Source organism: Bradyrhizobium sp. SZCCHNS1050 (assembly GCF_032484785.1).
Lineage (GTDB): Bacteria > Pseudomonadota > Alphaproteobacteria > Rhizobiales > Xanthobacteraceae > Bradyrhizobium.
Genome location: NZ_JAUETR010000001.1, coordinates 2,694,748 through 2,712,469 on the forward strand (window position 1 = coordinate 2,694,748; position 17,722 = coordinate 2,712,469).

Annotated in this window: 16 protein-coding genes; 8 read left to right on the top strand and 8 right to left on the bottom strand. The window is 65.6% G+C overall.

What is annotated here, in order from left to right; genetic code table 11:
* Positions 1-40: 40 nt before the first annotated feature.
* From mnmG to QX094_RS12265, 4 genes are all read left to right on the top strand, one after another.
* Positions 41-1,918 carry a tRNA uridine-5-carboxymethylaminomethyl(34) synthesis enzyme MnmG gene (gene mnmG / locus QX094_RS12250; RefSeq protein WP_316173471.1) on the top strand — a complete coding sequence of 626 codons (1,878 nt, stop codon included), beginning with the start codon at positions 41-43 and terminating at the stop codon, positions 1,916-1,918.
* A gap of 10 nt (positions 1,919-1,928) precedes the next feature.
* Positions 1,929-2,597, top strand: coding sequence for a 16S rRNA (guanine(527)-N(7))-methyltransferase RsmG (gene rsmG / locus QX094_RS12255; RefSeq protein WP_409999204.1), 669 nt, complete (start codon positions 1,929-1,931; stop codon positions 2,595-2,597).
* 34 nt (positions 2,598-2,631) lie between these two features.
* Positions 2,632-3,483, top strand: a complete 852-nt coding sequence (locus QX094_RS12260; protein ID WP_315716805.1) for a ParA family protein — start codon at positions 2,632-2,634, stop codon at positions 3,481-3,483.
* Positions 3,484-3,637: 154 nt separating this feature from the next.
* The gene (locus QX094_RS12265; protein WP_315716956.1) at positions 3,638-4,531 is read left to right on the top strand and encodes a ParB/RepB/Spo0J family partition protein; all 894 of its coding nucleotides are present in this window, start codon (positions 3,638-3,640) and stop codon (positions 4,529-4,531) included.
* 413 nt (positions 4,532-4,944) lie between these two features.
* On the opposite strand, the gene holA is transcribed toward QX094_RS12265, so the two are convergent.
* From holA to leuS, 3 genes are read right to left on the bottom strand one after another with little or no spacing between them, the layout of a single operon-like run.
* Positions 4,945-5,973 (bottom strand): DNA polymerase III subunit delta, encoded by a 1,029-nt coding sequence (gene holA / locus QX094_RS12270; protein ID WP_315716806.1) that lies wholly within the window; start codon positions 5,971-5,973, stop codon positions 4,945-4,947.
* 18 nt (positions 5,974-5,991) lie between these two features.
* Positions 5,992-6,543 carry an LPS assembly lipoprotein LptE gene (lptE, locus tag QX094_RS12275; protein ID WP_315716807.1) on the bottom strand — a complete coding sequence of 184 codons (552 nt, stop codon included), beginning with the start codon at positions 6,541-6,543 and terminating at the stop codon, positions 5,992-5,994.
* Positions 6,530-9,154 (bottom strand): leucine--tRNA ligase, encoded by a 2,625-nt coding sequence (gene leuS, locus QX094_RS12280; RefSeq protein ID WP_316159332.1) that lies wholly within the window; start codon positions 9,152-9,154, stop codon positions 6,530-6,532. Before leuS ends, lptE begins: the two co-directional genes overlap by 14 nt.
* A gap of 324 nt (positions 9,155-9,478) precedes the next feature.
* On the opposite strand from leuS, the gene QX094_RS12285 reads away from it, so the two are divergent.
* Positions 9,479-10,465, top strand: a complete 987-nt coding sequence (locus tag QX094_RS12285; RefSeq protein WP_315716957.1) for a GGDEF domain-containing protein — start codon at positions 9,479-9,481, stop codon at positions 10,463-10,465.
* Between the two features lie 21 nt (positions 10,466-10,486).
* Here the strand turns inward: QX094_RS12285 and QX094_RS12290 are convergent, their stop codons facing one another.
* Positions 10,487-12,184, bottom strand: coding sequence for a diguanylate cyclase domain-containing protein (locus tag QX094_RS12290; RefSeq protein ID WP_316173475.1), 1,698 nt, complete (start codon positions 12,182-12,184; stop codon positions 10,487-10,489).
* A 109-nt stretch (positions 12,185-12,293) separates the two neighbouring features.
* On the opposite strand from QX094_RS12290, the gene QX094_RS12295 reads away from it, so the two are divergent.
* Positions 12,294-12,980 (top strand): YggS family pyridoxal phosphate-dependent enzyme, encoded by a 687-nt coding sequence (locus QX094_RS12295; protein WP_316183653.1) that lies wholly within the window; start codon positions 12,294-12,296, stop codon positions 12,978-12,980.
* A 26-nt stretch (positions 12,981-13,006) separates the two neighbouring features.
* Here QX094_RS12295 and QX094_RS12300 read toward each other — a convergent pair whose 3' ends face one another.
* Together QX094_RS12300 and QX094_RS12305 are read right to left on the bottom strand one after the other, a co-directional pair.
* On the bottom strand, positions 13,007-13,792 hold the full coding sequence (locus QX094_RS12300; protein WP_315750505.1) for a 2-keto-4-pentenoate hydratase: 786 nt from the start codon (positions 13,790-13,792) through the stop codon (positions 13,007-13,009).
* Positions 13,793-13,815: 23 nt separating this feature from the next.
* Entirely contained in the window at positions 13,816-14,337 is a 522-nt protein-coding gene (locus QX094_RS12305; protein WP_316183655.1) for a L,D-transpeptidase, read from the bottom strand.
* A gap of 274 nt (positions 14,338-14,611) precedes the next feature.
* Between QX094_RS12305 and QX094_RS12310 the strand changes: the two genes are divergently transcribed.
* Positions 14,612-15,298, top strand: a complete 687-nt coding sequence (locus QX094_RS12310; RefSeq protein ID WP_315716813.1) for a response regulator transcription factor — start codon at positions 14,612-14,614, stop codon at positions 15,296-15,298.
* 66 nt (positions 15,299-15,364) lie between these two features.
* Positions 15,365-15,808: a cyclic nucleotide-binding domain-containing protein gene (locus tag QX094_RS12315; protein ID WP_315716814.1), complete on the top strand. Its 444-nt coding sequence runs from the start codon at positions 15,365-15,367 to the stop codon at positions 15,806-15,808.
* 13 nt (positions 15,809-15,821) lie between these two features.
* Here QX094_RS12315 and QX094_RS12320 read toward each other — a convergent pair whose 3' ends face one another.
* Both QX094_RS12320 and gshB read right to left on the bottom strand, forming a co-directional pair.
* Entirely contained in the window at positions 15,822-16,640 is an 819-nt protein-coding gene (locus QX094_RS12320) for an exodeoxyribonuclease III (RefSeq protein WP_315716815.1), read from the bottom strand.
* Positions 16,641-16,755: 115 nt separating this feature from the next.
* Positions 16,756-17,697 (bottom strand): glutathione synthase, encoded by a 942-nt coding sequence (gene gshB / locus QX094_RS12325; RefSeq protein WP_315716816.1) that lies wholly within the window; start codon positions 17,695-17,697, stop codon positions 16,756-16,758.
* Between the last annotated feature and the right edge of the window lie 25 nt (positions 17,698-17,722).

A 17,722-nucleotide genomic window follows, 5' to 3' on the forward strand; every position in this document is an offset into this window, starting at 1 on the left:
ACGTCTTCCGAGCATTGTCTGCAGGCGTTAGATAAGCCCCATGATCCAGCATCTGACATCCTACGACGTCGTCGTCATCGGTGGCGGCCACGCCGGCTGTGAAGCCGCGGCGGGCGCGGCGCGCATGGGCGCCCTAACCGCGCTGATCACCCATCAGTTCGCGACGATCGGGGCCATGTCCTGCAATCCGGCCATCGGAGGACTGGGAAAAGGACATCTGGTTCGCGAGGTCGACGCTCTCGACGGCTTGATGGGTCGCGTCGCCGACGCCGGCGGCATCCAGTTTCGCGTTCTGAATCGCCGGAAAGGACCGGCCGTTCGAGGTCCACGCGCCCAGGCCGACCGCAAGCTCTACGCCGCGGCGATGCAGTCGGCGATCCGGGAGACCCCAAACCTCACCGTCATTGAAGGCGAGGCGGACGAACTGATCGCTACCGGCGGACGGGTGGCAGGGGTGCGGTTGGCTGACGGCCGGACCTTCATCTGTGGCGCTGTCGTCATCACGACCGGCACGTTCCTGCGTGGTCTGATCCACCTGGGTGAGAGGACCTGGCCGGCCGGCCGGGTCGGCGAGGCGCCGGCGCTGGGGCTGTCCCAGTCTCTCGAAGCCATCGGATTTCGGCTCGGCCGCCTCAAGACCGGCACGCCGCCGCGCCTGGATGGATCGACGATCGACTGGAGCGCGGTCGAGATGCAGCCCGGCGACGATCCGCCGGAGCCGTTCTCCGTCCTGACCGACAGGATCACCACCCCGCAGATCCAATGCGGCATCACCCGGACGACGACCGCAACCCACGAGGTGATCCGCGCCAACGTCCATCGCTCGCCGATGTACTCCGGGCAGATCAAGTCGACCGGGCCGCGTTACTGTCCCTCGGTCGAGGACAAGATCGTCCGCTTCGGTGACCGCGACGGTCACCAGATCTTCCTGGAGCCCGAAGGGCTCGACGATACGACGGTCTACCCGAACGGCATCTCGACCTCGCTGCCGGAGGAGGTCCAGCTCGCGCTGCTGCCGACCATCCCGGGTCTCGAACGGGTCCGGATGATCCGGCCGGGCTATGCCATCGAGTACGACCACGTCGATCCGCGTGAGCTCGAGCCGACCCTGCAGACCAAGCGGATGAAGGGTCTGTTCCTCGCTGGCCAGATCAACGGCACGACCGGTTATGAGGAGGCCGCAGCTCAAGGTCTGGTCGCGGGCCTCAATGCCGCGCTGGCCGCGGGCGGCGGCGGGCCGGTCGTATTCGATCGCGCCGATGGCTATCTGGGGGTGATGATCGACGACCTCGTCACGCGGGGGATCACCGAGCCGTATCGGATGTTCACCTCCCGCGCCGAGTATCGGCTGACGCTGCGGGCGGACAACGCGGACCAGCGGCTGACCGACAAGGGCATCGCGCTCGGCTGTGTCGGCATTGATCGTGCGCGTTTCCATCGAAGCAAGATGGGCGCGTTGGAAGCTGCCCGCGCGATGGCGAGGTCGCTGACGATCACGCCCAACGAGGCGGCGAAGCATGGCTTCACGCTCAACAAGGATGGCCAGCGCCGCTCGGCCTTCGAACTGATGGCCTATCCGGAGATCGGTTTTTCCGAGGTGAGGGCGATCTGGCCGGAGCTCGGCGCGATCGATCCCGCCATCGTCATCCATCTCGAGATCGATGCCAAATATGATGTCTATGTCCGCCGGCAGAGCCAGGACGTCGACGCCTTCCGGCGCGACGAAAGCCTGGTGCTCGGTGACGTCGACTATGCGCTCGTCCCAGGTCTCTCCAATGAGGCGCGAGCGAAGCTGACGGCGGCTAGGCCGGGGACGATCGGGCAGGCCGGCCGGATCGATGGCATGACGCCGGCGGCGCTCGGGATCCTTGCGGCCTATCTCCGCCGCGAAGCGCGTCGAAGCAAGGCCACGGGTTGAGGCGTTTCACGTGAAACAGGCATCGCCAGCGGTGGCATCCAAGATGATCGAATCGGACAAGGCGGCAGCGCTCGCGCTGACTCCCGTTTCACGTGAAACGGAGCAGCGTCTCGATCGCTACGTCGCACTGCTGCTGGAGTGGCAGGCGAAGACCAATTTGATCGCGCCGTCGACCTTGCCGCATCTCTGGACGCGCCACATCGCCGACTCGCTTCAGCTCCTGGACCTCGCGCCCGACGCCCGGATCTGGATTGATCTCGGCAGCGGCGGCGGCTTCCCGGGCGTCGTCCTCGCCTGCGCCCTGGCCGAGCGGGATGGTGCCCAGGTCCATCTGGTCGAGCGCAACGCCAAGAAGGCCGCCTTCCTGCGCGAGGCAATTCGCGTCACCGGCGCTCCGGGGATCGTGCATTTGTCAGAGATCGGGGATATCGTGGAGAAGTGGGGCGGGCGAGTCGATTGCGTGACCGCACGCGCGCTTGCTCCGCTACATCAGCTCATCGGCTTTGCGGAGCCCTTGGTGAAAAAAGGCGCGAGAGCGCTGTTTCTCAAGGGTCAAGATGTAGAAGCGGAATTGACCGAATCTACTAAGTATTGGAAAATTGAGTCGAAACTTCACTCCAGCCGGACGGGCGGGCAGGGCTGGATCGTCGCAATCGATTGCATCGAGCGACAGAGCTGAATTCCGTCAAGACGACAACCAATGGCGATCGCGCATGGCCGTAATTGATCAGATTTATCAAGAAGATAGGGCTCCTCACCCGGAGGGGCATCCGCGCATCCTGGCGCTCGCCAATCAGAAGGGCGGGGTCGGCAAGACCACGACCGCGATCAACCTCGGTACGGCGCTGGCCGCGATCGGCGAGCGGGTGCTGATCGTCGATCTCGATCCGCAGGGCAACGCCTCGACCGGCCTCGGCATCGACCGTGGCAGCCGCAACTGCTCGACCTATGACGTGCTGATCGGCGAGGCCTCGCTGCGCGACGCCGTCGTTGCGACGGCCGTGCCGCGGCTGCACATCGCCTCCTCGACGATGGACCTGTCGGGGCTCGAGCTCGAGCTCGGCTCCACCGCCAACCGCGCCTTCCGTCTGCGCGATGCGATCGCCGGCCTCAACAACAACGTCTCGCCGGAGAACGACTACACCTACGTGCTGGTCGATTGTCCGCCGTCGCTGAACCTGCTGACGGTCAATGCGATGGCCGCGTCCGACGCGATCCTGGTGCCGCTGCAGTGCGAGTTCTTCGCGCTCGAAGGTCTGTCGCAGCTGTTGCAGACCGTGGAGCAGGTGCGCTCGACCTTGAACCCGAACCTCTCGATCCACGGCATCGTGCTGACGATGTTCGACTCGCGCAACAACCTGTCGAACCAGGTGGTCGCCGACGTCCGCCAGTTCATGGGATCGAAGGTCTACAACACGATGATCCCGCGCAACGTGCGCATCTCGGAAGCGCCGTCCTACGGCAAGCCGGTGCTGGTCTACGACTTGAAGTGCGTCGGCAGCGAGGCCTATCTCAAGCTCGCGACCGAAGTCATTCAGCGCGAGCGTGACCTGCGCACGAACTGACTTTGCCTCTGCTCCGGGGGACCTCGTCGCCCGGATCTCATTCGAGGACGGCAGCGGATTCCGAAATGAATCCGCTCCCTCGTTCATTGTGCCGGCGGGACCCGATCGGCAGCAGACGCAAGCGGAGCGTGACGTGAATCCAAAGGAGAAGGCGATGGCCGACGAGTCGCGATCGCGATTGGGCCGGGGTCTCGCAAGTCTGATCGGTGACGTCGGCCGCGAGGCCGGCGCGCCGCCGGAGCGGCCGCGCAATCAGCGCAAAGTGCCGATCGAATTCCTCAAGCCGAACCCGCGCAATCCGCGTAAGACGTTTTCCGACGGCGAGCTCGCCGAGCTCTCGGCCTCGATCAAGCAGCATGGCGTGATCCAGCCGATCGTGGTGCGTCCGGTGAAGGGCCAGCACGACCGCTACGAGATCATCGCCGGCGAGCGGCGCTGGCGCGCCTCGCAAGCCGCCGGCCTGCACGAGGTGCCGATCGTTCCGGTCGATGTCAGCGACAGCGATGCGCTGGAGCTCGCGATCATCGAGAACGTGCAGCGCGAGGATCTCAATCCGATGGAGGAGGCGCAGGGCTATCACGCGCTCGCCAACGAGTTCAAACGCAACCAGGAAGACATCGCCAAGATCGTCGGCAAGAGCCGCAGCCACGTCGCCAACATGATGCGGCTGACCAAGCTGCCGGCCGAGGTGCAGGGCTTCATCGCGACCGGGCAGATCTCGGCCGGCCATGCGCGAGCGCTGATCAACCTGCCGGATCCGATGTCGGCGGCGAAGAAGATCATCGCGGAAGGGCTGAACGTCCGGCAGACCGAGGCGCTGGCGCATGAGGAGGGCGTGCCGGAGCGCAAGCCGCAGAAGCCGCGCAGCAGCGGCAGCGCGCCGGCGGAGAAGAAGGACGCCGACACCATCGCGCTGGAGAAGCGCGTCGGCGATGCACTCGGCCTTTCGGTGTCGATCAGCCACCGCGACCCCGGCGGCACGGTGCAGATCACCTACCGCAGCCTCGAGCAGCTCGACGAGGTGATGCGCCGGCTGGAGCAGGGCTAGGTTGTTAGGTCGTGGCGCTCATTGCGCCGCCGCGGCTGTGCCTCGGGCCTCCATGAGTTCGTTGCTCCGCTCTCACCTACGTCACGGCCGGGCTTGACCCGGCCATCCATTTTTTTGGACGAAGCGGATGGATGCCCGGGTCAAGCCCGGGCATGACGAGCTAATAATTTGGAAGAGCTACGGCTGTGTTTTTCGTCGCGATTGCCAAAGCGAGCACACGACTCTCTCCTCCGTCATTCCGGGGCGTGCGAAGCACGAACCCGGAATCCATCTCTCAGCAGATCCTGTAGCCCGATGGATTCCGGGCTCGCCCTTCGGGCGCCCCGGAATGACGGCTGAGGTTGGAGAGCGATCTCGGGTCCACTCGGGCTGAAGTTCTCGACGCCGTATTCAGGGAGCCGGCGCACTGACCATCACCCCTTCCGCCGTGCCGCGACCGCGATCGACAGCAGCGTCCGCTGCGCGATCGCTGCCGCCAATCCCGGCTGCTTGCGCATGTCGAGCGCGGCTGTCGCCAGTTGGTCGATGATCGGCAGCAGGCGGGCAGGGGAGAAATTGCGCAGCGCCGTCTCGGCGCTCGGCTTGCGCGAGAAGTGCAGCCGGGGGAAGCCGCCTTCGAGGATGGACGAGACTGGCGTGCCGGAAGCGACGGCGAGCGCCGATTTGTGTAGCCATGCGGCATGTCGCTGCGCGGCGGAGATGATGACGCCGGGATAGGTGCCCGCGATCATCGCCTTGCCGAACTCGGTCTCGACCATTTCCGGCTTGCCGCCGAAGGCGCCGTCGACGATCGGATCGAGCTTCATCTCCGAGGCGTCGGCGACCACGGCCATCACGTGGTCGAGCGTCACCTCGCCTTCGCCGTGGGCGAACAGGGTCAGCTTGCGCAGCTCGTTGCGGGAGGCCTGGCGGTCGCCGCCGAGCAGCGCCATCAGATAGGCGCGGGCCTCCGGAGAGATGCGCAGCGAGGCCAAGCGCAATTCGTCGTCGATCAGCTTGGCGAGATCGCGCTCGGTGTCCGGGTAGCAGCCGATCGCCACCGCCGTTCTGGCCTTCTCGCAAATCTTGCGCAGTGGCGAATCGGGGCGGATGTCGCCGGCCTCGATCACGACGCGGCAGTCCCGCACGTTCATCTCGCTGAGCGTCTCGACGCCGCTGGCGAAATTGCGCGAGCCGGCGCGCACCCGGATGGCCCGGCGGCCGCCGAACAGCGGCACGGTCATGGCTTCGTCGACGAGGCGCGACGGCTCCGCGGAGAGCTCGTCACCGTCGAGCCTGACCACGGAGAAGGGATCATCGGGGTTGTCGACGGCCGAAGCGATGAGGGCCTCGGCGCGCTCGCGAACCAGGCCGGTATCCGGACCGTACAACAGGATCAGCGGACGAGCGGCGTCCGGTTTGGCCAGGAAGGCATCGATGTCTCGTCCGCGCAGCGCGACCACGGCGATGTCAGCCGTGCGTCAGGTGCCCGCGGTGAAATAGGCCGCGAGCCGCGTTTTGATCTTCTCGGCGACCTCCTCGGAGGCGCGATCCTCGGCGTCACGGAAGGCCCGCTGCCGGGCGAAACGCTGGTACGAGCCGGGGATGTCATAGGAGGTGCGTGCGAAGGTCGTTCCGGTCATGACCGATTTGTTGGTCGCCAGCTCGACCAGATTGTACTGCACGTCGAGGCCGACATTCTCGGTGGTCGGCAGGCCGGTGGTCTGCGAGACGATCAGCGAGGACCGGCTGGTCTGCAATCGCAGGACCAGCTTGTGGGTCGGCGCCGTGCCGGTTGCGGTGCCGTACAGCTTGAAGGCGAGCGCGTTGCGGATGCCGACGCCGATGCGCGCCTCGGGCGAGGCGTTCGGCTTGTCGACCGGCGGCAGCTCGATGCCCATCAGCTTTTCGCGCAGGCCGGGCGTGCCGTCGGTATGCTCTGCATACATCGGCTGGAAGCAGCCTGCCGTCAGCGCGGCCAAAGCGGCCACGGCAACAAGCCGAGCAGCGATCCGAAACCTAGCCGACGACATTCACGATCCTCTTGGGAACAATGATCACCTTGCGGACGGGTTTGCCATCCAGCGCCAGTTTTACTGCATCGAGGGCCAAAACGGCAGCCTCAATTTCCGGATTCTGCGCGTTGCTGGCGACTGTGACTTCTCCGCGCTTCTTGCCGTTGACCTGGACGACCAGGGTCATGCTGTCCTCAACCAGCAAATCTCGTTCGATTTGCGGCCAGGAGGCCTCCGAGATCAGCCCGGTCTGACCCAGCACCTGCCAGCATTCTTCGGCCAGATGCGGCATCATCGGCGAGAACAGCTGCACCAGGATCCCGGCGGCCTCGCGAATCGCCCAGGCCAGGTCGGCCGCCGGCTTGGCCGGCCGCGCCAGGACGTCGGCCAGCGCATTGGCGAACTCGCGGATATGCGCCAGGCAGACGTTGAAGTGCAGCCGCTCGATGCCGCCGGTCACCTTGTCCAGGGCGCCGTGGGCAGCCTTGCGCAGCGCCAGCGCGTCGGGGCCGAACGCGGCCGGGCGGGAGGAGGGCGCCTCGGCCGCTGCCGCGACCGATTCGTTGACCAGCCGCCACAGCCGCTGGACGAAGCGCGCCGCGCCCTGCACCCGCTCGTCGCTCCAGATCACGTCGCGGTCCGGCGGCGAGTCCGACAGCATGAACCAGCGCGCGACGTCGGCGCCGTAGCTCTCGATGATGTCGTCGGGGTCGACGGTGTTCTTCTTCGACTTCGACATCTTCTCGATCGGGCCGATCGTGATGTCCTCGCCGGTGGCGGCCAGCACGGCGCGGCGGCCGTTGCCGCCGATCTCGATCTTGACCTCCGCCGGGTTGACGTAGGTGCCGTCGGCCTTCTGATAGGTCTCGTGGACCACCATGCCCTGTGTGAACATGCCGGCGAACGGCTCGTCCATCGCGACGTGGCCGGTGGCCTTCATCGCGCGGGTGAAGAACCGGCTGTAGAGCAGATGCAGAATCGCGTGCTCGACGCCGCCGATATACTGGTCGACCGGCATCATCCGGTTGGCCACGGCCGGCGTCGTCGGCGCGGTCTCGTTCCATGGATCGGTGAAGCGCGCGAAGTACCAGGACGAATCCACGAAGGTGTCCATGGTGTCGGTCTCACGCTGCGCCTTGCCCCCGCATGCGGGGCAGGTGACGTGCTTCCAGGTCGGATGGTGGTCGAGCGCATTGCCCGGCTTGTCGAAGGTGACGTCGTCCGGCAGCACCACGGGCAGGTCCTTGGCCGGCACCGGCACGACATCGCAGGTCGGGCAGTGGATCACCGGGATCGGGCAGCCCCAATAGCGCTGGCGCGAGATGCCCCAATCGCGCAGCCGGAAATTGACCTGGCGCTCGCCGACGGCGGCGCCAGCGCGCTGCTCGGTCTCCAGCCGCTTGGCGACCTCGTCCTTGGCCTGCGCGATCGTCATGCCGTCGAGGAAGCGCGAATTGATCAGGCGGCCGTCGCCGTCGAACGCGGTGTCGGTGATGACGAAGCTCGCCGGGTCTTGACCCTCGGGGCAGACCACCGGCGTGTTGCCGAGATTGTATTTGTTGACGAAGTCGAGGTCGCGCTGGTCATGCGCCGGGCAGCCGAAGATGGCGCCGGTGCCGTACTCCATCAGCACGAAGTTCGCGACATAGACCGGCAAGGTCCAGCTCGGATCGAACGGATGCACGGCGCGGATGCCGGTGTCGAAGCCCTGCTTCTCCGCGGTGTCGATCGCCTCCTGCGCGGTGCCGATCCGCTTGATCTCGGCGACGAACGCGGCGAGCTCCGGGTTCTTGGCGGCCGCGGCTTGCGCCAGCGGATGGTCCGCCGAGATCGCCATGAACTTGGCGCCGAACAGCGTGTCCGGCCGCGTCGTGAAGATCTTCAATTCGGTCTCGCCCGCCGGCGTCGTCTTGGGATCCAGCGCGAAGCGGATCAGCAGGCCTTCGGAGCGGCCGATCCAGTTGCGCTGCATCAGCCGCACCTTGTCGGGCCAGCGGTCGAGACCATCGAGCGCGTCCAGCAGCTCCTGCGAGTACTTCGTGATCTTGAACACCCATTGGTTCATCTCACGCTGTTCGACCACCGCACCGGAGCGCCAGCCGCGACCGTCGATGACCTGCTCGTTGGCGAGCACGGTCATGTCGACCGGATCCCAGTTCACCTTGCGCTTCTCGCGCTCGACCAGCCCCGCTTGCATGAAGTCGAGGAACATCTTCTGCTGGTGCTTGTAGTAGGATGGATCGCAGGTCGCGAACTCGCGCGCCCAGTCGAGCGACAGGCCGATCGAGCGCAGCTGCTTCTTCATCGCCGCGATATTGTCGTAGGTCCACGCCTTGGGCGCCACCTTGCGCTCGATCGCGGCGTTCTCGGCCGGCAGGCCGAACGCGTCCCAGCCCATCGGGTGCAGCACGTTGAAGCCCTTGGCACGCATGAAGCGCGCCAGCACGTCGCCCAGCGTATAATTACGGACATGCCCGATATGGATGCGTCCCGACGGATAGGGAAACATCTCGAGCACGTAGTATTTCGGACGCGGATCGTCGTTCCTGGTGGCGAAGATCGCCTTTTCGTCCCACTGGCGCTGCCAGCGCGGCTCGGCTTCACGGGCGTTGTAGCGTTCGGATGTCATGGAATCGCTTGTAATTTTCGAGGATTCGCGTCGTTTGAAGACGGCGGACTAGGCCACAAAAGCGGCAGCCCGGTCAATGGGGCGACAGATGATGATACCATTTTGGGCATCCGCTAAGCGACGGTAATCGTGAGTTTTTTTGCAGCCTCTGCCGGCAGTGTCGAAGGTTCGATTGAGGCACGGTTAAGACTTGAATGGGAGACTGAGTGCATACATCCAGGCATCAGCCCGCATCTGGGATCACTCCACATCGTGTCCGGCGCTACGTTCGACGAGCTTGACTTCGAGTACGCGACGACGGTCGCGGAAAAGGCCATGAAATCCATGGCTCAACAGCGCGTGCCACCGACGCCTAACAACTTCCATCTGTGGTTCAAGTACTCACTGGGCTCGGCGTCGGATCTCAAGCGCGCCGTCGACATCCTGGTCAGCAACAAGCGCAAGTTCGACAAGACCACCAACCAGGCGCTGTTCGACACGTACATCGGCCAGCAGGGTACGGAAGCGGCTGTCGTCCACAAAGTCTCGCAGCAGTTGCATGGCGTGATGGACTCCGCCAAGCAGTATCTGACGGCCGCGATCGCCGACAACCGCACACACATGGCGGCGATCGATGGCGTCGCCGAACGCAGCGAGCAGGGCGTCGATCCGAAGATCCTGATCGAGAACCTGGTCAGCGAGCTCGCCCAGGCGACCGCGCGTGCGGCGAAACTCGAAGCGAGCTTTGCCGAGAAGTCACGCGAGCTCGACACCATCCGAGACTCGCTCAACAAGTCGGAGCAGCGCGCACGCACGGACACGCTGACCGGATTGCCGAACCGGCGCGCGCTCGAAGAGTTCTTCCGCCATGCGCAGGTCGAGGCGATGGAGCGCGACGAACCGCTCAGCGTCCTCCTGATCGACGTCGACCACTTCAAGAAGTTCAACGACAATTACGGCCATGGCGTCGGCGATCAGGTGCTGCGCCTTGTCGCCAAGGCATTGCGCGAGCGCGTTCGCGACAAGGATCTTCCCGCACGCTACGGCGGCGAGGAACTGATCGCGGTGCTTCCGCAGACCGACCTCGAAGGTTGCACCGTCATCGCCGAACGCATCCGGCGCACCATCGCCGATTGTCAGTTCACGCGGCGCTCGACCGGCGAGGTGTTGCCGCAGATCACGGTGTCAATCGGCGTCGGCCAGTTCCAGTTCGGCGAATCGATGGCTGATCTGATCGACCGTTGCGACCGCTCGTTGTATCTCGCCAAGAAGCTCGGCCGCAACCGCGTGGTCAGCGAGCTCGAGCTCGACCAGAAGCTCGCGGTCGGCTGATCGCAGGCCGCCGCCGCAGCCCTATCCTGCGCGTGCCACGCCGCTCCTGTCATCCGCGACATCCGCGAAGCCATGCGCGATGACCGTGTTGCGGCCGCGATGCTTGGCCGCATAGAGCGCGGCATCGGCGGCTTCGATCAGGTCGGAGGGCGTCAGCGACTCGTTCGGCCGGGTCGAGGCGACACCGACGCTCACGGTGACGCACCGATGCGCCGACGTCGCGTGCGGCAGCTCGAGCTCGAGAACCGTGGCGCGTACCTGCTCGCCGACCGCGAGCGCCTCTCTGGCGCCCATGCCCGGCAACAACAGGCAGAACTCCTCACCGCCATAGCGGCCGGCGAAAGCCGTCATTGCGCCGGCGATCTGCGACAGCGTCTCGCCGAGACGTGACAGGCAGGCGTCACCCTCAGGGTGCCCATACGTGTCGTTGTAGAGCTTGAAGTGGTCGACGTCGATCATCAGCAGCGACAGCTCGGTGCCGGCCTGCTGCGCGCGGCTCCATTCGACGTCGATGCGGTTCTGGAAGCCGCGGCGGTTGGCGAGGCCCGAGAGCATGTCGATCGACGCCATCACCGTCAGCCGGTCATTGGCGGCGACCAGCTCGCGCTCGCGCTGGCCGAGCTTGGCGGCCATCGCATTGAAGGACTTTGCCAGCGGAACGAACTCCGACGGCAGATGCTTGGTGGTGACGCGCGCCGACCAGTGGCCGTGGCCGAAGCGCTTGGCGGTCGCCGCGAGCATGCTGACGGGCTTCACGATCAGCTTCTCGGCGGCGATCAGCGCGCCGAGCAGCACGATCAGGCAGACGAGGCCAGCCTGCAGATAGGCGTTGCGGATCTCGCGGTCGATGGCGGCGGTGACGCGGGTCTCATCGATGCTGACGATCAGCCGCGATCCGGTGTCGGCGATCCGAGTGAAGGTGATCGCGCGCTTGGAGCCATCCGCCGCCGTGAAACTCATCGTCTCGCTCGGCTTCCCCGAACTCAGGGCGGTCTCGGCAACGGCCGACAACAACGGCACGCTGTCGAGCGGCCGGCCGATCAGCTCGTTGCGGTCGGCGGGCGCCGCCAGCACGGTTCCTTCGCTGTCGACCAGCACCGCCGTGATGCCGGGGCGGCCGCCAAGATTGTTCATGATCTTGGACATCCATTCCAGGTTCACGCTCGCCAGCATCACCGCGTCCGGCTCGCCGGTGATCGCGCCGACCGGATAGGCGGCCATGACGATCGGCACGTGCGACGGCTTCGACAGCAGGTAGTCGCTGAACACGAAATCACGTGATTCCTGGGCGCCACGGAAATACGGCCGGTCGCTGAAATCGAGCCCGACATATTGGTTGTTGGTCGAGCACTGGATGCGGCCGTCGCGGCCGGCGATCATCAGGGTGCGGATCCACGGCAGGGTCGCCGGCAGGCTGGCGCGCATCATGTCGCAGCTGCGGCTCACGCCGGTGCTCGACGCCCGGACATAGGCCGTCGACTTCAGCACCGTCTCCACCGACATGATGACCTCGCGCTGCATGTCGGCGCTTTGCCGGGCGAGGCCGGAGAATTCCTCCGATGCGAGTGCGATCTGCCTTGTCCTGGCGCTTTCCAGCGAGCGCGCGCGTTCCAGCATCAGCGGCGCGACCAGGATCAGGGCGAGCAGCGCCAGCCGGGCGCGGATCCCCATCAGCCGGTTCAGCTTCACTCTATTGCGATTGAACCGGATGCTTGGCATTTCTTCCCCCTACCCCCGGCCGTGAAGGGTAAGGAGAAGGGCTCAAGAACCCTTTCTCGAACTCCGTAAAATTGCAGCCAAACCCGTAAATCTACCGACGGACGCCATCGTGCCTGATGAATCGAACGCCTCAACCTCGTCCTCGCCGTCCGCGCTCGCCGCCGTCGAGCAGGAGATTCTGCGCGCCTGCCGCGACGCCAAACGTGATCGCGGCTCGGTCACGCTGATCGCTGTGTCGAAGACCTTCGATGCCGACGCGATCGAGCCGGTGATCGCGGCCGGACAGCGCGTGTTCGGTGAAAATCGCGTTCAGGAAGCCAAAGCCAAGTGGCCGCCGCTGATGGCCGCGCATCCGGGGCTCGCACTGCACCTGATCGGGCCGCTGCAATCCAACAAGGCCAAGGAGGCGGTCGCGCTGTTCGACGCCATCCATTCGGTGGACCGGCCAAGTCTGTGCGTGGCGCTTGCCAAGGAGATTTCCGTCCAGGGCCGGCATCCGCAGCTGTTCGTCCAGATCAATACCGGCGAGGAGCCGCAGAAGGCGGGCATCGCGCCCGGCGACGCCGACGCCTTCATCGCCGCCTGCCGCACGGATTACGGGCTCGCGATTTCAGGGCTGATGTGCATTCCGCCGGTCGACGAAGCACCGGGGCCGCATTTCGCGCTGACTGCCAAGATCGCCGCCCGCAACGGCCTCGCGCATCTGTCGATGGGCATGAGCGCCGATTTCGCCACCGCCATCCAGTTCGGCGCCACGCATGTCCGGGTCGGCTCGGCGATCTTCGGGCATCGCTGAAGGAGGGGCGCGGTCGCGGCCGGTCCCTACTCGAACCGCACCGATACCTGCCCCAGATCGCCGAAATCGGCCTCCATGTGGTCCCCGCTGCCGATCGGCAGCGGCGGATGACAGGTGCCGGTCGTGACCACCTGCCCTGCCCGCGCGGGCACGCCGAGCGCGCTGAGCTCGTTGACCAGCCAGGCCAGCGCTATCAGCGGATCACCGAGCACGTTGCGGCCGTGGCCGATGAAGGTCTCGCCACGCAGCGCGATGCGCGGCCGCTCCGCGATCAGGTCGCGGCTGCGCCAGTCGGCGGTGCTGGCCTCGCCCAGCACGAACAGATGCGCGCAGGCATTGTCGGCGATCAGTTGCGCCTCGCCGGCGCTGACGAAGTCGGCGAACCGCGAATCGGGAATTTCGATCGCGGGGTGCAGCGTGTCGACCGCGGCCAGCACCTCCGCGACATCATAAGGTGTCGGTCTGGGCGGCAGATCGCGTCCGAGGCGGAACGCGAACTCCGGCTCGGCGACCCGCATCGCGTTGCCGGCCATCGACGCGGTGCCGCCGACCGGCAGCACCGTTTCGGCCAGGATCCGCCCGGCCATCGGACCGGCGACATTGATATGGCGCTGGCCGGCCTCGCTGGTCGCCGCAATCTTCCAGCCAAATAATGGCTTGGGCGAGTGGCGCTCGAGCTCGGCCTGGATGGCATAGCCTTCGGCGCGGTCTCTCGGACGCAGCTCCGGCGGCAGCTCTGCCAGCTTGCTGCCTTCGCTCCAATGCTGGCGCAGGATGCCCGCGGCGCTGGCTGGCTGATCCGGTGCGCGCATGACGTCCTCCCCCAACTCGCTTCTCATTCGATGACGATTCTGGTGCGCGGACCGATTCTTTGCAACAGACGCAGCATCGCCGGCCGGGTCATGGCCACGCAGCCTGCGGTCGGGCCGAAATTCGGCCGCGCTAGATGCAGGAACACGGCGCTGCCGCGGCTGGCGATCCGCGGCCGCGTGTTGTGGTCGATCTCGATGATGAAATCGTACAGATGGTCCTGGCGCGCCAGCCGGTCTCCGGGATGGTCGCCGTGCAGCCGGATCGCCTGGTTGTAATGCCGGTCGGCCGGGTCCTCGCACCACGCATCCTCCGGGCCAATCGGCCGGACCGGCAGAAAGGTGCGCGGACGCGAATGACGATCGGCCCGCCACCACAGCCGCCGGGGCCGGAAGGTCCCCCGGGGGGTGCCACCATCGCCCTCGCGCTTGTTGGCCAGGACGCCGCCGCGGCCGAGCGCCACCGGGATGACATGGCCCCAGACATGGAGCCAGCCGCGCTGCCGCGACCCGGCTTTGGTGCGAATCGAGATCCGCGATGCTGGCATGCCAGGCTTCACCTTCGCTAACGACATGAAACAACGTGCCTTTTCATTGCCATGGATTGCCCGGTAATTGCCTTAATGTCGGCAAATGGTCCGCCGCGAGGGTCGAACAGGACAATCATCTCAATCCCTGCTCAATTCTGGAGTAGAGTCCCGGGCGCTTGTGAATCGGTAACAGCCCCCTACTTCAAGACGGAACAGGGCTGATGAGCCTGTTTGCCCACCGTTGACGGCGCCACCCATCCGATCCCGCCGGCGCCACCTAGAGGATTGTACAATGGCCAATGCCCGCAAGATCCTGATCGTGGATGACGACACCGATCTGCGCGATGCCCTGATGGAGCAGCTCTCGCTGCATGACGAGTTCGAAGCCCAGGCCGTCGATACCGGCGCCAAAGGCGCCACCGCCGCAAAGGCCAATTCACCCGACCTGGTTCTGATGGACGTCGGCCTGCCCGACACCGATGGCCGCGAAGTGGTGCGGTCCCTGCGCAAGGGCGGCTTCAAGGCGCCGATCATCATGCTGACCGGGCACGATACCGATTCGGACACGATTCTCGGGCTCGAATCCGGCGCCAACGACTATGTCGCCAAGCCCTTCCGCTTCGCCGTGCTGCTGGCACGCATCCGGGCCCAGCTTCGCCAGCACGAGGCCAGCGAGGACGCGGTGTTCTCGGTCGGCCCCTACAGCTTCCGGCCGGGCTCGAAGATGCTGACCGGCGCCAACGCCCGCAAGGTCCGCCTGACGGAGAAGGAAACGGCGATCCTGCGCTTCCTGTACCGCGCCGGCCAGCAGCCGGTGTCGCGCGAGACGCTGTTGCAGGAGGTCTGGGGCTACAATTCCGGCGTCACCACCCACACGCTGGAAACGCACATTTACCGTCTGCGGCAGAAGATCGAGAAAGATGCCGCGAATCCGGAGATTCTGGTGACGGAGGCCGGTGGCTACAAGTTGGTACCGTGATAGGTTCGGGGATGGCGGTTTCGCCATTTATGATATTGGTTCCATTCAGCCTTCCCCGGGCCCTTGATGTCGATCGAAGACGATATTGCGCTATTGGAGCGGGTCCCAACATTGCGCCTGCTGGGAAGCGACTCGCTGCGCATGATCGCCATCGGCTCCGAGCAGCGTAACATCCAGAGCGGAGAGACCCTGTTCCGCGAGGGGGACACCGCCGATTGCGGCTATGTCGTGCAGCGCGGGTCGTTGCGCATCAGCGACGAGGTCGGTGCCGAGATCGTCGCCACGCCGACCATGCTGATCGGCGAGCTGGCGCTGCTGGTCGAGATGCGGCGCCCGGCGACCGCGACGGCCCTGGAATATTCGACCGTGGTGCGGATCTCGCGCAGCCTGTTTCAGCGTGTGCTGGAAAGCGACGCCAAGGCGGCGCGCCGGCTGCGCGACGAGTTCGCCCACCGCGCCAGCCGAATCGCCAACGACATCATGGCGGCCGGGGCCAAGCTGACTTCGTGACCGCGCGGGTCCGCTACGACACGTCCAGAGTCACCGTGACCGGCACGTGATCCGACGGCCGCTCCCAGCTGCGGGCGTCGCGCAGGATCCTGAAATCGCTGACCCGGTCCTTCAGTGCGCGTGACACCCAGATGTGGTCGAGCCTTCGGCCGCGATCGCCGACGGTCCAGTCGGCCGCGCGGTAGCTCCACCAGGTGTAGACCTTCTCCGACATCGGGATGCGCTCGCGAGCGACATCGACCCATTCGCCATGGGTCTGCGCCGCCAACAGCTTTTCACATTCGATCGGCGTGTGCGACACCACCTTCAGGAGCTGCTTGTGCGACCAGACATCGTGCTCATGCGGCGCGACGTTGAGATCGCCGACCAGGATATGCCGGTCGTCGCCGCGTGGATGCAGCGGCTCGCACGCCTTCATTTCGTCGAGGAATTGCAGCTTGTGCTCGAATTTCGGATTGAGCGCGGGGTCGGGAATGTCGCCGCCTGCGGGCACATAGAAATTGTGCAGCACCAGCGGCTGCGCGAGCTGCGCCTTTTCGCCGAACGCCACCGTGATGTGGCGCGAATCCACCTTGTCGCAGAAGGTGCGGACGTTGGTCTCCTCGAACGGCCATTTCGAGATCACGGCGACGCCGTGATAGCCCTTCTGCCCGTTCAGCGCGACGTGCTCATAGCCGAGCCTCTTGAAGCGCTTCAGCGGAAAGGCGTCGTCGATGCACTTGGTCTCCTGCAGGCACAGCACATCGGGCCTGACCTGCTTGATGAGCTTGGCGACGAGGTCGATGCGCAGGCGCACCGAGTTGATGTTCCAGGTGGTCAGGACGAGACGCATGAGACCCGCGTCATACCATGAATTGCGGCGATGTCAGCGATTCCGCATCGCCTCGGACGCATCGGACTGACCGCGTTGGTTGGCCTTATCCCCAGCCATGTGGGACGGCGCCTGATCAGCGCCGTTTGCTCTCGATGACGTCCCATACGCGGGCGGCGATGTCGGGTCCGCCGAGCCGCGAGATCGCGCGGATGCCGGTCGGCGACGTCACGTTGATCTCGGTGAGGTTGCCGTCGATCACGTCGATGCCGACCAGCAGCAGGCCGCGCGCGCGCAATTCCGGACCGAGCGTGTCGCAGATCTCGCGCTCGCGTGCGCTGAGATCGGTGGCCTGCGCGGCGCCGCCGCGCACCATGTTGGAGCGCAGATCGTCTGCTGCCGGCACGCGGTTGACGGCGCCGGCGAACTCGCCGTCGACCAGGATGATGCGCTTGTCGCCGTGCTTCACCTCGGGGAGGAAGCGCTGGATCACCCAGGGCTCCTTGAACGTCACCGAGAACATGTCGAACAGCGAGCCGAAATTCATATCCTGCGGCATCACCCGAAACACCGCCGCGCCACCATGGCCATGCAGCGGCTTCATCACGACAGCGCCGTGCTGATCGCGGAAGGCGTTGATCTCGTCGAGATCGCGCGAGATCAAGGTCGGCGGCATCAGTTGCGGGAAGTTCATCACGAACAGCTTTTCCGGCGCGTTGCGGACGCTTGCGGGATCATTGACCACCAGCGTCTTCGGATGGATGCGCTCGAGGAAATGCGTCGAGGTGATGTAGGCGAGATCGAACGGCGGATCCTGCCGCAGCAGCACGACATCAAAGGATGTCAGCGCGGTCGGTTTCGGTTCGCCGAGCGTGAAATGGTCGCCGACCTGGTCGCGCACCGTCAGCGCCTGCACCGGCGCATAGAGCTCGCCGCCGCGCAGCGACAGCTTGTCGGGCGTATAGTAACACAGGCCATGGCCGCGCCGCTGCGCTTCGAGCAGCATCGCGAAGGTCGAGTCGCCGCGGATGTTGATGCGCGCGATCGGGTCCATCTGGACGGCGACGTTCAGTTTCATGGGCAGGTCCCTGCTCTCTGCAATC

What these genes read in the sequence shown, in the direction of transcription:
- mnmG (WP_316173471.1), top strand. Translation starts at nt 41, where the DNA reads ATGATCCAGCATCTGACATCCTACGACGTCGTCGTCATCGGTGGCGGC.
- QX094_RS12260 (WP_315716805.1), top strand. Translation starts at nt 2,632, where the DNA reads ATGGCCGTAATTGATCAGATTTATCAAGAAGATAGGGCTCCTCACCCG.
- QX094_RS12265 (WP_315716956.1), top strand. Translation starts at nt 3,638, where the DNA reads ATGGCCGACGAGTCGCGATCGCGATTGGGCCGGGGTCTCGCAAGTCTG.
- lptE (WP_315716807.1), bottom strand. Translation starts at nt 6,543, where the DNA reads ATGTCGTCGGCTAGGTTTCGGATCGCTGCTCGGCTTGTTGCCGTGGCC.
- leuS (WP_316159332.1), bottom strand. Translation starts at nt 9,154, where the DNA reads ATGACATCCGAACGCTACAACGCCCGTGAAGCCGAGCCGCGCTGGCAG.
- QX094_RS12285 (WP_315716957.1), top strand. Translation starts at nt 9,479, where the DNA reads ATGGCTCAACAGCGCGTGCCACCGACGCCTAACAACTTCCATCTGTGG.
- QX094_RS12290 (WP_316173475.1), bottom strand. Translation starts at nt 12,184, where the DNA reads ATGCCAAGCATCCGGTTCAATCGCAATAGAGTGAAGCTGAACCGGCTG.
- QX094_RS12300 (WP_315750505.1), bottom strand. Translation starts at nt 13,792, where the DNA reads ATGCGCGCACCGGATCAGCCAGCCAGCGCCGCGGGCATCCTGCGCCAG.
- QX094_RS12305 (WP_316183655.1), bottom strand. Translation starts at nt 14,337, where the DNA reads ATGCCAGCATCGCGGATCTCGATTCGCACCAAAGCCGGGTCGCGGCAG.
- QX094_RS12310 (WP_315716813.1), top strand. Translation starts at nt 14,612, where the DNA reads ATGGCCAATGCCCGCAAGATCCTGATCGTGGATGACGACACCGATCTG.
- QX094_RS12315 (WP_315716814.1), top strand. Translation starts at nt 15,365, where the DNA reads ATGTCGATCGAAGACGATATTGCGCTATTGGAGCGGGTCCCAACATTG.
- QX094_RS12320 (WP_315716815.1), bottom strand. Translation starts at nt 16,640, where the DNA reads ATGCGTCTCGTCCTGACCACCTGGAACATCAACTCGGTGCGCCTGCGC.
- gshB (WP_315716816.1), bottom strand. Translation starts at nt 17,697, where the DNA reads ATGAAACTGAACGTCGCCGTCCAGATGGACCCGATCGCGCGCATCAAC.